At 66.5% G+C, this 13,798-nt stretch carries 12 protein-coding genes; 11 read left to right on the top strand and 1 reads right to left on the bottom strand.

Annotated features, from left to right (window positions below):
• Positions 1 to 86 precede the first annotated feature (86 nt).
• The 10 genes from JLZ96_RS01440 (at position 87) to aroB (ending at position 11,814) form a co-directional block, all read left to right on the top strand.
• Positions 87 to 1,256: a kinase gene (locus JLZ96_RS01440; RefSeq protein ID WP_027496966.1), complete on the top strand. Its 1,170-nt coding sequence runs from the start codon at positions 87 to 89 to the stop codon at positions 1,254 to 1,256.
• A 133-nt stretch (positions 1,257 to 1,389) separates the two neighbouring features.
• Positions 1,390 to 2,697, top strand: a complete 1,308-nt coding sequence (locus JLZ96_RS01435; RefSeq protein WP_371828538.1) for a replication-associated recombination protein A — start codon at positions 1,390 to 1,392, stop codon at positions 2,695 to 2,697.
• Positions 2,698 to 2,740: 43 nt separating this feature from the next.
• Positions 2,741 to 5,410, top strand: coding sequence for an alanine--tRNA ligase (alaS, locus tag JLZ96_RS01430; protein WP_027496968.1), 2,670 nt, complete (start codon positions 2,741 to 2,743; stop codon positions 5,408 to 5,410).
• Positions 5,411 to 5,412: 2 nt separating this feature from the next.
• Positions 5,413 to 5,946 (top strand): Holliday junction resolvase RuvX, encoded by a 534-nt coding sequence (gene ruvX / locus JLZ96_RS01425; RefSeq protein WP_032391452.1) that lies wholly within the window; start codon positions 5,413 to 5,415, stop codon positions 5,944 to 5,946.
• Positions 5,943 to 7,376, top strand: a complete 1,434-nt coding sequence (gene mltG, locus JLZ96_RS01420) for an endolytic transglycosylase MltG (protein WP_027496970.1) — start codon at positions 5,943 to 5,945, stop codon at positions 7,374 to 7,376. Before ruvX ends, mltG begins: the two co-directional genes overlap by 4 nt.
• A 1-nt stretch (position 7,377) precedes the next feature.
• On the top strand, positions 7,378 to 8,190 hold the full coding sequence (locus tag JLZ96_RS01415) for a shikimate dehydrogenase (protein WP_094694465.1): 813 nt from the start codon (positions 7,378 to 7,380) through the stop codon (positions 8,188 to 8,190).
• A gap of 162 nt (positions 8,191 to 8,352) precedes the next feature.
• The gene (locus JLZ96_RS01410; protein ID WP_080729239.1) at positions 8,353 to 8,940 is read left to right on the top strand and encodes a prepilin peptidase; all 588 of its coding nucleotides are present in this window, start codon (positions 8,353 to 8,355) and stop codon (positions 8,938 to 8,940) included.
• A 12-nt stretch (positions 8,941 to 8,952) separates the two neighbouring features.
• Positions 8,953 to 10,140: a chorismate synthase gene (aroC, locus tag JLZ96_RS01405; RefSeq protein WP_201009381.1), complete on the top strand. Its 1,188-nt coding sequence runs from the start codon at positions 8,953 to 8,955 to the stop codon at positions 10,138 to 10,140.
• A complete protein-coding gene (locus JLZ96_RS01400; RefSeq protein ID WP_027496974.1) occupies positions 10,137 to 10,691 on the top strand; it encodes a shikimate kinase in 555 nt (184 codons plus the stop codon). Before aroC ends, JLZ96_RS01400 begins: the two co-directional genes overlap by 4 nt.
• Before the next feature lie 10 nt (positions 10,692 to 10,701).
• Positions 10,702 to 11,814, top strand: a complete 1,113-nt coding sequence (aroB, locus tag JLZ96_RS01395) for a 3-dehydroquinate synthase (RefSeq protein ID WP_032387325.1) — start codon at positions 10,702 to 10,704, stop codon at positions 11,812 to 11,814.
• A gap of 101 nt (positions 11,815 to 11,915) precedes the next feature.
• Here the strand turns inward: aroB and JLZ96_RS01390 are convergent, their stop codons facing one another.
• Positions 11,916 to 12,566: a B-4DMT family transporter gene (locus JLZ96_RS01390; protein ID WP_032382143.1), complete on the bottom strand. Its 651-nt coding sequence runs from the start codon at positions 12,564 to 12,566 to the stop codon at positions 11,916 to 11,918.
• Positions 12,567 to 12,681: 115 nt separating this feature from the next.
• Here JLZ96_RS01390 and JLZ96_RS01385 point away from each other — a divergent pair, with 115 nt between their 5' ends.
• Complete coding sequence (locus JLZ96_RS01385) at positions 12,682 to 13,773, top strand: Xaa-Pro peptidase family protein (RefSeq protein ID WP_094694467.1); 1,092 nt, start codon at positions 12,682 to 12,684, stop codon at positions 13,771 to 13,773.
• Positions 13,774 to 13,798: the final 25 nt, after the last annotated feature.

Here is a 13,798-nt window from a genome sequence, read left to right as displayed (position 1 = left end):
GAAAGCCGCAAAACGGACAATTGTGTCTCTTTCGTAGCCGGCGACACGGCACAGTACGACGTAGCGAACAGGTAGCTTGGACAACGATGACCGCAACACTTGCAGACCCTGTATCCGAGGTAGTGGCAGCAGCCCAGCGACTACTGACCAAGCGCACCGGGGCACCGGTGACGCTGATCGATCCCGTCGACCTCGGGGGTAGTGGCCAAGCCATCGTGTTGCGAGTGAAGGTGTCCGAGAATCCTTTTCAGCTTCCGCGAACCCTTGTCATCAAGCAGGTGCGCGATCTTCCCGGAGAATCGGAGCTGCATTCCGAGCTCACCGATGTCGCCGGGTCGAGTGCATTTCTACGCGAGGCCGCCTCGTACCAGTTCGCGAATGCGCTGGCCACCGACAGCAGGCCGGGGCCGGAGCTGCACGCCTACGATCTCGATGCTCGGCTGTTGATTCTGAGCGACCTCGGTGACGCCAGTGCGATCCCCACGCTGCTGCGCAGTTCCGATGCATCGATGGTCACCAACTCGTTGATGGCCATGGCTCAGGCGCTCGGGCGCATGCATGCGGCAACCGTGGGCCGTGAGGACGATTTCGCAGCATTGCTTCGGCGGGTCGGCCAGCCCGACTCGGCAGACGGAATTTCCGCGCAGATACCCGACGCCCTCGCCGCGGTACCCGGCATGTTGACCGGATTGCTCGGAGTAGGGGCACCACCGGACGTCCTTCTCGAACGGGTCTCGCGCAGCGGACGGCTGTTCGCTCACGGGGCGTTCCGTGCCTTCAGCCCGTCGGATCTGTGTCCCGACAACATCATCGTCAACGACGAAGGCGTTCGATTCCTCGACTACGAGTGGGGCGGTTTTCGAGACGCCACTCTCGACATCACGTACGCGTTGGCGTCGTTCCCGGGGTGTTTGTGCAGTTTCGAGCTCTCGCACGATCGGGAGCAGGCCATGATCGACGCGTGGCGTTCGGAGGTCGTCGGCATCTGGCCTGCACTGGCGGACGACCACGTGCTGGCGACCAAGCTGCTCGACGCGAGGTTGATCTGGGTGTGGCTGACCACGTACTGGTTCCTACCCGACGATCACACTCGAATTGCCGCGGCGCGCGCACACCAGCTGTCGGTACCGCGGTCGCAGGCGCTGATTTCGCGGTGGTCGGTGCTCCAGGACAGCGCAGTGCGTTCGGGAGAGCCCGATATCGCCGACTACGCCGAGTCGGTCGTGTCCGCTCTGCGCGCGAAGCGGGACCGCTGAGCGCGAACGCGTTCGCCTTTCGTACCGTCGAATCGGTAGCGTTCGACCGGTGAGCGGCGGTTTCGGAAGTGACATCTCGGACGACGAGTCGGACGGCGACGGATTGTTCGATCCGCCCGCGGCACCGGATCCGATGATCGACGAGCCCCGTCCGACTTCCACGTACCCGCGACCCGACGCACCGCTCGCTGTGCGCATGCGACCGACGACGCTCGACGAGGTCGTCGGGCAGTCTCATCTGCTGGCACCCGGCGCACCGTTGCGTCGTCTCGTCGAGGGATCCGGAGCGTCCTCGGTGATGCTGTACGGCCCGCCCGGAACAGGAAAAACCACGCTGGCGTCGTTGATCTCGGGGGCGACCGGTCGCAAGTTCGAGGCGTTGTCCGCCCTCTCGGCCGGGGTCAAGGAAGTGCGCAACGTCATCGAACTCGCGCGCCGCCGGCTGTTGTCCGGTGAGCAGACCGTGTTGTTCATCGACGAGGTCCACCGTTTCTCCAAGACGCAGCAGGACGCACTGCTCGCCGCCGTCGAGAACCGAATCGTGTTGCTCGTGGCCGCCACGACGGAGAATCCGTCCTTCTCGGTGGTGTCACCACTGCTGTCGAGATCGCTGGTGCTGCAATTGCAGCCGCTCGGCTCCGAGGACATCGAACTGTTGCTGACCCGTGCGGCAAACGATCCCCGAGGCCTGGACGGTGCGGTGACCATCGCCGAGGACGCAATGGATCACCTGGTGCGGCTCGCGGCCGGTGACGCCCGCCGAGCGTTGACGGCCCTCGAGGCGGCAGCGGGTGCCGCAACCGACGGAACGCTGGACCTCGCGACGGTCGAGGCCAGTGTCGACAAGGCCGCGGTGCGCTACGACCGTGACGGCGACCAGCACTACGACGTCATCAGCGCGTTCATCAAGTCCATCAGGGGATCCGACGTCGATGCCGCACTTCATTACCTCGCACGCATGATCACCGCGGGGGAGGACGCCCGCTTCATCGCGCGGCGGCTCGTCGTCCATGCGAGCGAGGACATCGGGATGGCCGATCCCACCGCACTGCAGACGGCCACCGCCGCGGCGAGTGCCGTGCAGATGATCGGGATGCCGGAGGCGCGACTGGCGCTGGCGCAGGCAACCATTCACCTGGCGACAGCGCCCAAGTCCGGTGCCGTGATCGGCGCCCTCGGAGCGGCCATGGCGGACGTCGCCGCAGGCAAGTCCGGATCGGTGCCTCCGCATCTGCGCGACGGCCACTACAAGGGTGCCCAGGGGTTGGGCAACGCGGTCGGATACAAATACCCGCACAGCAGTCCGGGTGGCGTGCTGGGGCAACAGTATCCGCCCGACGAACTGGTGGGCGTGAACTACTACGAGCCCACCGAACACGGTGCCGAGCGCGAAATCGCGACCAGGGTGGGGAAACTGCGGCGCATCATCCGAGGCCGATAGGCCCTCGAATCGGCACAGGGTCTGACGACGCTAACCTGTATCAGTGCAGACCCATGAGATCCGCAGGCGTTTCCTCGACCATTTCGTGAAGGCGGGACACACCGAAGTACCCAGTGCGTCGTTGATCCTCGACGATCCCAACCTGCTGTTCGTCAACGCGGGCATGGTTCCCTTCGTGCCGTTCTTCCTCGGGCAGCAGACGCCGCCGTACAAGACGGCGACGAGCGTCCAGAAGTGCGTGCGCACCCTCGACATCGAGAACGTCGGTATCACCACTCGGCACAACACGTTCTTCCAGATGGCCGGAAACTTCTCGTTCGGCGATTACTTCAAGCGCGACGCGATCAAGCATGCCTGGACCCTGCTGACCGACAGCGTCGAAGACGGCGGCTACGGGTTCGATCCCGAGCGGATCTGGGCCACGGCCTACCTCGACGACGACGAGGCGATCGAGCTGTGGAAGGAGATCGCCGGTCTGCCCGACGAACGCATCCAACGTCGTGGAATGGCCGACAACTACTGGTCCATGGGAATCCCCGGACCCTGTGGACCCTGCTCGGAGATCTACTACGACCGAGGCCCCGAGTTCGGTGCCGAAGGCGGCCCCGAAGCCGACGAGGACCGGTACATCGAAATCTGGAACCTCGTCTTCATGCAGAACGAACGCGGCCAAGGCATCAGCAAGGACGATTTCGAGATCCTCGGCCCACTGCCGAAGAAGAACATCGACACCGGCATGGGCGTCGAGCGCGTGGCATTCCTGCTCCAAGGCGTCGACAACGTGTACGAGACCGATCTCGTGCGGCCGGTCATCGCCAAGGCAGAGGAGCTGTCGGGTCGGACCTACGGCAGTAACCACGACGACGACGTCCGCTTCCGCGTCATCGCCGACCACGCGCGCACCGCTGCATTGCTGATCTCCGATGGAGTCAATCCCGGCAACGACGGCCGCGGCTACGTGCTTCGGCGCCTGCTGCGTCGCATCGTCCGATCCGCGCGACTCCTCGGCGCACCCGACGAGACGATGGCGCAGTTCATCACCGTCGTCCGCGACACCATGGCCGAGTCGTACCCCAACCTGGTCACGGACTTCGATCGCATCCTCACCGTCGCAGTGGGGGAGGAGACCGCCTTCCTCAAGACCCTGACGTCGGGCTCGCGGCTGTTCGAGGGTGCCGCGGAGGCCGTCAAGGCGTCGGGCGCGAAAAAGATCGGCGGCGCCGAAGCCTTCGCGCTGCACGACACCTACGGGTTCCCGATCGACCTGACGCTCGAAATGGCCGCCGAGGCCGGACTGTCCGTGGACGAAGACGGATTCCGCTCGTTGATGGCCGAGCAACGCACTCGCGCCAAAGAGGACGCCCGCGCGCGCAAGCATGCACACGCCGACCTCACCGTCTACAAGGATTTCGTCGACGGTTCGCCGACCGAGTTCACCGGGTTCGACGAACTCGGTTCCGAGGCAACGGTTCTCGCGTTGATCTCCAACGGCGTTCGGGTTCCGACCGCGGTCGCCGGCGAGAGCGTGGAGATCATCCTCGACCGCAGCCCGCTGTACGCGGAATCCGGTGGTCAGATCGCCGACATCGGCACCATCACCGCACCCGGCCTGACCGTCAAGGTCAACGATGTGCAGAAGATCGCCAAGAAGGTGTGGACCCACAAGTCCGTGGTCGATACCGGCCAGATCACCGAGGGTGACACCGTGCATGTCGACGTCGACCACGCCTGGCGCAAGGGCGCCACCCAAGGACACTCGGGCACGCACATGGTGCACGCCGCACTGCGCCAGGTGCTCGGACCCAATGCGACGCAGGCAGGCTCGCTGAACAAGCCGGGGTACCTGCGATTCGACTTCTCCTGGCAGGGCTCGTTGTCCGAGGCGCAGCGCGACGACATCGAGAATGTCGCCAACGATGCGGTCGGCTCGGACTACGAGGTCAACACCCTCGTCACCGACCTCGACAGCGCCAAGAAGATGGGGGCAATGGCGCTGTTCGGCGAGAACTACGGCGACGAGGTCCGCGTGGTCGAGATCGGCGGGCCGTTCTCGATGGAACTGTGCGGTGGCACTCACGTCCAACACTCGTCGCAGATCGGTCCGGTCACCATCCTCGGCGAATCCTCGGTCGGCTCGGGAGTACGCCGCGTCGAAGCCTTCGTCGGCCTCGACTCGTACCGCTACCTGGCGAAGGAACGCGCGCTCTTGGCCGGCGTCGCGTCGTCGTTGAAGGTCCCGTCCGAGGAGGTGCCGGCGCGCATCGAGAACCTGGTGGAGCGTCTTCGGGTCGCCGAGAAGGAACTGGAGTCGGTCAAGGCCGCGGCCGTACTGGCCTCGGCGGGAGAGTACGTCGGTAAGGCCGAACGGTTCGGTGACGTGCGAGCAGTCGTCGCGCAGGCACCCGACGGCGTCGGCGGGAACGACCTGCGCACGCTGGCCACCGACATCCGCGGCCGACTCGGGACGGATCCGGCCGTGGTCGTGCTGTTCGGCACGGTCGGTGGCAAGGTCCCGTTCGTGGTCTCGGTGAACAAGGCCGCCCAGGAGACCGGAATCGCGGCCGGCGAGCTGGTCGCGTCGTTCGGCCCGAGCATCGGTGGCCGAGGTGGTGGCAAGCCCGAACTCGCCCAGGGATCGGGCTCGGATGTCGCGGGCATCGCCGCAGGGATCGACGCCGCTCGGGCGCGATTGACCGAACTCACCACCCACTGACGATCGTGCCGACTCAGGGGCGAGGCCCCGATCGACCCGGCGTCGACGATCCGGGCCGCGGCAGACGCATCGGCATCGACGTCGGGAGCGTTCGCATCGGCATCGCGTCGTCCGACCCCGACGGCGTCCTCGCGACGCCCGTCGAAACGGTGCCGCGGTCCAAGGTCAAGGGACCCGATGCGCCGGACGTCGTCCGGGTGGCGGAAATTATCGCCGAGTACGAGGCCGTCGAGGTCGTCATCGGACTGCCTCGGACGTTGCGCGGTGAACGTGGAAGTGCAGTCGACGCGGCGGAGAGATTCGGCCGTTCTCTGCACAGGCGGTTGGCCGGCGTGCCGATTCGCATGGCCGACGAGAGACTGACTACGGTGAGCGCGTCGCGTGCCTTACGGGAGAGTGGTGTGCGCGCGAAGGATCAGCGATCGGTCATCGACCAGGCCGCCGCGGTAGCGATACTGCAGGGTTGGCTTGACGAACGACGGGCCGCGGCGCACCGAGCAACGACGAATTCAGGATCGACGGAGGTCGACGAGTGAGCAACCATGGGTCCGATGATCGGGGTCGACGGCGGGTGGCTCCGGACGAGGCCCACACCGATCCGATCGGGTATCGCGTGGACGAGGGCAGTGAGTTCCACCGGAGTATGAATCGGTCCCGGCCGCCGCAACGCAGTGAACCGCATACGCAGGGCACCCGTCGTGCGGACCGCGAAGCCGGCGGCGGCCCGGTAGTCGACCCGGATGCCGGAGCGATGCCGCAGGCCGTGGGTCGGAGCCGCGCCGCCGGTCGCAGGGAACGCGCTGCGTCCAGCCGGAAGCGTCGTGGCCGAGTAGTCGCCCTGGTTCTCGGGCTGCTGTTGGTCGTCGCCGTGGCAGGAGGGGGGTACTTCGCAGTGAACAAGTTCGGGAATCGAACGACACCGAACGAGGACTTCGCGGCCGGTTCGTCCGGTGACGGAGTCGTGATTCAGGTCCATCCCAACGACACCGCCCAGCAAATTGGTACCGAGGCTGCGGACAAGGGCGTGGTGGCGAGTTCCGGAGCGTTCCTCGAAGCTGCGCTGCAGAACAATGCGATCACGTCGGTCCAGCCGGGCTTCTACCTGCTCACCAGCGGTGTTCCGGCTTCCCGCGCGGTCGAGGAGCTGGTGGATCCTGCCTCGCGGGTGGGAAACATGGTCATCTCGGAGGGGCGTCAACTGCACGACGCGAGAGACGTGAACACCGGTTCGGTCAAGAAGGGGATCTACACCTTGATCTCCGAGGCCAGCTGCGTGGATCGGACCGGCAGCGGCAGTCCGACGTGCATCAGCTACGACGATCTGAACGCAGCAGGAGCGGTCGACGATCCGGCAGCCCTGGGAGTGCCGCAGTGGGCAACCGACCGCGTCGAGGGCGTGCCGGACCGAGACCGGCAACTCGAGGGTCTGATCTCCGCCGGAACGTGGGACTTCGATCCCAGCGCCGCTCCTGCGGACATCCTGAAGCAATTGGTGTCCGAGAGCGCCACCCGGTACGAGGACACCGGAATCCTCACCGCGGGCAGCAACTCCGGACTGACCCCGTACGACACACTCGTCGCGGCCTCGCTGGTGGAGCGTGAATCCCTGCCGCAGGACTTCAGCAAAGTGGCGCGGGTGATCCTCAACCGTCTCGCGGTGCCGCAGAAGCTCGAATTCGACTCGACGGTGAACTACTCGCTCGACACCACCGAGGTGGCCACCACCGACGCCGATCGCGCCACGGTGACGCCCTGGAACACCTATGCCAGCGAAGGGCTGCCCGCCACTCCGATCTCGTCCCCGAGCATCGGTGCGGTACAGGCCGTCGAGATGCCGGCCGACGGAGACTGGCTGTACTTCGTGACCATCAACCAGGCTGGGGAGACGCTGTTCACCCGCAGTTACGACGAGCACCTGGCCAACATCGGCAAGGTGGAAGCCGGATTCCTCGACAGCGGCCGCTGACATGCGTGCCGCCGTACTCGGCAGCCCGATCGAGCACTCGAAGTCACCGGTGCTCCATCGGGCGGCTTACCGCGCCCTCGGCCTCGACGAGTGGACCTACGACCGCATCGAGTGCACGGCCGAGCAACTTCCCGGACTGGTCGACGGTTTCGGGCCGGATTGGGTCGGCGTGTCGGTGACGATGCCCGGCAAAGTCGCCGCTCTGACGTACGCGTCGGAACGTACCGAACGCGCCGTCATGGCCGGGTCGGCCAACACTCTGCTGCGGACGACGTCGGGATGGCGGGCGGACTGCACGGACGTGGACGGCGTCGTCGGCGCACTGCGAGATGCTCGAATCGACGATCTGACCGGTGCCGCCGTGACGGTGGTGGGTGCAGGAGGTACGTCGAGACCCGCGATCGTGGCACTGGCAACACTGGGTGCCGCGTCGGTCACGGTGGTTGCTCGATCGGCCGATCGTGCGACGGCCACTCTCGAGTGCGCGGTGGCCGCCGGGCTCCGCGCCGACTTCGCACAGTTCAGCGATCCCGGGCTCGCCGACGTCGCAGCGGCGTCGGCCGTGCTGGTCAGCACCGTGCCCGCAGCCGGAGTTGCCCCCTTCGCGGCCGCTCTCGGCCGGGCACCCGTCGTACTCGATGCGATCTACGACCCCTGGCCGACCGCACTCGCCGCTGCGGTCGACGACGCCGGCGGAACGGTCATCAGCGGACTGTCGATGCTGCTCAACCAGGCCTACGGGCAGGTAGAGCAATTCACCGGTATGCCGGCACCCAGATCGGCCATGCGAGAGGCGCTCGGCGTCGTTCTGTAGCCGCGTCTGTGGTCGACCGGCGAGCAACCTCGATCTGCGCCCGTCGGGTCATCGGCTGTGCACAAGACATCGGCTGTACACAGGGCGGCGGTTGTCCACAGGTCTTTTCGTGACCTGGACTGTGCGCGCAACTCGGTTCGTCTCGGTGCGACGCTTCGAGCCATGTGGAGTCTGGGTGTTGCTGTCACGGTCGGTGCTGTCGCCGGTGTGGTGCTGCGCGTCGTGTTGCGTCGATGGGAGCCGCGTCTTCTACCGGCGCTGTGTGTCCTCGGATCCGGGTGGGCGTGGTGGCGGTTCGGGGAGAGCCCGGATGCCGCGTCGTGGGGGCTGATCACCTGGTGCGTACTGACGTGGTGGTTCGCAGCGCTGATCGCCGTCGACCTGCGGTGTCGCCGGCTGCCGAACGTGTTGACCGTTCCCGGTGCGGTCGTGGTTCCAGCAGTGCTGGTGGCGACGGGTTCGGCTCAGGCTCTGCTGGGCGGCGGGCTGCTGTTCGGCATCTACCTCGTGGTTCATCTCGGTGCGCCGAGGGCGTTCGGCGCGGGTGACGTCAAGCTCGCCTGGTCGGTGGGTTCGATCGCTTGCCTGGGCGGTACAGCCGGGTGGACCGTCGCGGCGTTGGCGGCGCCGGTGGCCACAGCCGTGGTGGGGTCGATCGCGGCGGTCTGCGGATACCCCGGTGCGCGCATCGCGCACGGGCCGTCGATGTGCGCGGCCACCCTGCTGGCAGTTGCGGCGGCCACGACGTGAAAAGATGTTCGAGTGCTGCGCTGGATAACTGCCGGAGAATCCCACGGACCCGCTCTCGTCGCCATCCTCGAAGGAATGGTCGCGGGAGTCGAGGTGACCTCGGACGACATTGCTCGCCAACTCGCTCGCCGCCGCCTCGGTTACGGCCGCGGTGCTCGCATGAAGTTCGAAGCGGACAAGGTGACCCTCACGGGCGGCGTTCGTCACGGCCGGACCATGGGCGGGCCGGTGGCGATCGAGGTCGGTAATACCGAATGGCCGAAGTGGGAACAGGTGATGTCGGCCGACCCCGTCGACGAGGCCGTCCTCGCCGATCTGGCCCGCAACTCTCCACTGACTCGACCACGACCCGGGCATGCCGACTTCTCCGGGATGCTCAAGTACGGTTTCGACGACGCACGTCCGGTGCTCGAGCGTGCCAGTGCGCGTGAGACCGCGGCGCGGGTGGCGATCGGAACGGTCGCGCGGCTGTTCCTGAAGCAGGCGTTCGGCATCGACGTCGTCTCGCACGTGATCTCCATCGGTGCCTCGGATCCCTACGTCGGCCCGCCGCCCGCGGGCGCGGACATCGATACCATCGACGAGTCTCCGGTGCGGGCCTTCGACAAGGCCGCCGAGGAGTCCATGATCGCCGAGATCGAAGCCGCCAAGAAAGACGGCGACACCCTCGGCGGCATCGTCGAGGTCGTCGTGCACGGACTGCCGGTCGGCCTCGGCTCGTTCGTCTCGGGTGAACGCAAGCTCGACGCCAGACTGGCGGCTGCGCTGATGGGCATCCAGGCGATCAAGGGTGTCGAGGTGGGCGACGGTTTCGAGACCGCGCGCCGACGCGGCAGTGTCGCACACGACGAGATCAAGCCGGGGCCAGACGGAGTTCTCCGCTCGACGAACCGTGCGGGCGGGATCGAAGGCGGAATGACCAACGGTGAGGCTCTGCGGGTGCGTGCCGCGATGAAGCCCATCTCCACGGTTCCCCGCGCCCTGTCGACGGTGGACATGTCGACCGGCGACGAAGCGGTCGCCATCCACCAGCGCTCGGACGTATGCGCTGTTCCGGCCGCCGGGGTCGTGGCAGAGACGATGGTTGCCCTCGTGCTCGCGCAGGCAGCGTTGGAGAAGTTCGGTGGGGATTCGCTGGCGGAGACGACGAGCAACGTCGACCACTACGTGAAGGGCACCGCCGCCCGACCTCCGCGATGAGCCCGTACGCGGTCCTCGTCGGACCGCCGGGTGCAGGGAAATCGACCATCGGACGGCGACTGGCCCAGGCGTTGAATCTGGATCTGTTCGATACCGACGTGGCCATCGAACGAAAAACCGGGCGAACCATTGCGGATATCTTCTCGCACGACGGTGAGCCTGCATTTCGCGAGATCGAAGAGCGGATAGTCGCCGATGCCCTGGCCTCGCACGACGGCATTCTTTCCCTCGGCGGCGGAGCCGTGTTGTCGGCTGCAACCCGGAAGCTGCTTGCTGCGCACACTGTGGTCTATCTGGAAATCAGTGTGTCGGAGGGGCTTCGGCGAACGGGAGCCAACACGTCTCGGCCACTGCTCGCGGGCCCGGACCCGCGCGCCAAGTACCAGGAATTGATGCGTCACCGCCGCCCGCTCTATCGCTCGGTTGCCACCGTGCGAGTGCGGACGGACAGTCGTAGTCCGGCCCGAGTCGTGAATCAGTTGGTGGCCAAGCTCACTGCTCTCGCACCGGTGCCCGTTCGCGAAGTGAACGACGAAACCCCCAGTAGATGAAGGTGATTCGATGACAGAGCCCGTACGCGTCCAGGTCGAGAGTGCCAACCCTTACCCGGTGATCATCGGCCGAGGCCTGTTGACGGACCTCGTCGACGAGCTCGCCGGAACCGCGACGGTCGCGATCTTCCATCAGCCACCCCTGGCCGAGACGGCCGAAGCAGTGCGAGCAGCGTTGGCGGACAAGGGGATCGATGCACACCGCATCGAAATTCCGGACGCCGAGGACGGCAAGGACCTCGCGGTCGCCGGATTCTGTTGGGAGGTGCTGGGACGCATCGGCCTGACCAGAAGTGACGCCATCGTCTCGCTCGGCGGCGGCGCGGCCACCGATCTCGCCGGTTTCGTTGCGGCGACGTGGATGCGCGGCGTTCGAATCGTCCACGTTCCGACGACTCTGCTGGCCATGGTCGACGCCGCCGTCGGTGGAAAGACCGGAATCAACACCGATGCCGGCAAGAACCTGGTCGGCTCGTTCCACGAACCGGCCGCGGTGCTGGTCGACCTCGCGACACTCGAGACAGTGCCGAAGAACGAGATCGTGTCGGGCCTGGCCGAGGTGATCAAGACCGGCTTCATCGCCGACCCGGCGATTCTGGACATCATCGAATCAGACCCCGCTGCGGCGCTCGATCCGACCGGCGACGTACTGCCGGAGCTCATCAGACGGTCCGTGGAAGTCAAGGCCAGGGTCGTGGCCGCCGATCTGCGGGAATCGAATCTACGGGAGATCCTGAACTACGGGCACACCCTCGCCCACGCCATCGAGCGACGCGAGCAGTATCGCTGGCGGCACGGAGCCGCGGTGTCGGTCGGGCTCGTGTTCGCCGCCGAGCTCGGTCGTCTGGCGGGCCGGCTCGACGACGCGACCGCGGACCGCCATCGGACGATTCTCGAATCGGTCGGTCTGCCGGTGACCTACGACGAGCACGCATTCGCGGATCTGCTCAAGGGAATGCAGACGGACAAGAAGAACCGCGCAGGCCTGCTTCGATTCGTCGTCCTCGACGGATTGGCCAAGCCCGGTCGACTCGAGGGCCCGGACCCGGCTCTGCTCGTCGCGGCTTTCTCGGCTGTGGGGCGCGAGGCTCCGGCGGCCGGTGGTTCCGCCATCATGTTGTAGATCCAGGTGTTGTACGCCTGCGACACGCTTTGAACACACAACGGGCGGTGGTCGATGCATCGGTGCATCGACCACCGCCCGTTGGACGTGTGCCGCGTGGATCAGGAGCCGTCGGCGCTCCCGTGACGGTTGCCGCGCTTGTCCATCCGGGGCTTGCCGTCGGCGTCGACAGCCGAGAACACCTCGGTGTCGGCCTCGCCGTGCTCGGGTGCCCATTGCGGTTCGGCCTGCGACCGTGTGCCCGCCTGGTCCGCCCGCTCGGCCGAGCCCGCGTTCACCAGCTGGCGCTCGTGTGCTCGCTCGGCGTCGGAGGTGGCCAACTTCTTCTTCGCCTCGCGGTTGACGATCTGCCTGCCGACGAACATCGCGATGCTCGCGACGACGAACACCGTCAGGATCGTGAACGCTGCACCCGAGGTCAGCTCGAAGATCAGTCCGTTCTGGCCCAGGCTGAAGTCGACGAAGAAATCGATGATCCAACTGATCGATCCGGCAAGCAGGCCGCCGACCACAGCAGCCTTCAGCCAGACCATCGTCAGGTCCTCGCCCTTGTCCGGGTCGGGGTTCCTGCGTCGGTCGCGGATCCCGTCGATGCCGGCCCAGACGGCGATGACGAGCACGACGAGGGCATACGCCACCCATCGCAGCGCCGAACCGCTCAGAGGCCACATCGACACCGCTGCCCCCAGCAGCAGTCGAGCGACGACGTTGATCAAAGCCATACCTATGCCACGCACTGCCCACCCAGTCATGCGGCACAGCATATCCGCACGTGGCCGATTGTGTGTCGGGGCCCACAGGTTCGCCGTGGGGGCGGCGCAGCCGAGGCTCCCGATCCGTTGACGGCCGACCAGTAATGTCGGGAACATGTCTGCTGATTTCGGCGCCCGCCGCGGTGCCTTGCGAGAGCTGTTGATCCAGGACGGCCTCGACTCGATTCTGATCACCGACCTGCTCAATGTGCGCTACCTGACCGGCTTCACCGGCTCGAATGCCGCGCTGCTCGTGTCGACCGGAGGTGACGAGCGAACAGTGATCTGCACCGACGGCCGCTACGTCACCCAGGTCGCCGAGCAGGTTCCCGATCTGCGCGCAGAGATCGACCGCGCGTCGGCGCTGCACCTGCTCGGTGCCGGTATTTCCGGTCGCGGCACCCGTGTCGGCTTCGAGAGTCATGTGGTCACGGTCGACGCCCATCGCGCGTGGGCCGAGCTCGACGGCGGCCTCGAACTGGTGCGCGCGCCGGGAGTCGTGGAATCGCTGCGCATGGTCAAGGACGAGTACGAGGTGGGTGTGCTTCGAGACGCGTGCCGCGCCGCCGACGACGCGCTCGCCGAGCTTCTGAGCGGCGGCGGGATTCGCGCGGGCCGGACCGAGCGTGAGGTGGCTCGCGAGCTCGAATCGCTGATGCTCGATCACGGTGCCGACGCCGTCTCGTTCGAGACCATCGTCGCCTCCGGAGTGAACTCCGCGGTGCCGCATCACCGCCCGACTGACGCCGTCCTGGCCGAGGGAGACTTCGTGAAGCTGGACTTCGGTGCGCTGGTGGCCGGGTACCACTCGGACATGACGCGGACCTTCGTCATCGGTGCGCCGGCGCAGTGGCAGCGCGAACTATACGAACTGGTGCAGCGGTCGCAGGCCGCAGGCCGAGAGGCGCTGGCACCCGGTATCGAGACCGCTTCGGTCGACGCCGCATCGCGGTCGGTCATCGAGGAGGCAGGGTACGGCGAGTACTTCCTGCACGGGCTCGGTCACGGAGTCGGCCTCGAAATTCACGAAGCGCCGGGAATCGCGAAGTCGAGCACCGGTACACTGCTGAGCGGTGCAGCGGTCACCGTCGAACCGGGTGTCTACTTCTCCGGCCGCGGCGGCGTTCGGATCGAGGACACACTCGTCGTTCGCGACGAGGGTCCGGAACTGCTCACCCTGACAAGCAAGGAACTCACGTCCGTCTAGCGCGCGGGCGGGAGCGAATCCCGCA

The organism is Rhodococcus sp. NKCM2511 (assembly GCF_014905595.1).
Classification (GTDB): domain Bacteria; phylum Actinomycetota; class Actinomycetes; order Mycobacteriales; family Mycobacteriaceae; genus Rhodococcoides; species Rhodococcoides fascians.
The sequence above is the reverse complement of the archived record's forward strand: the minus strand, read 5'-3'. Positions and strand labels throughout refer to the sequence as shown.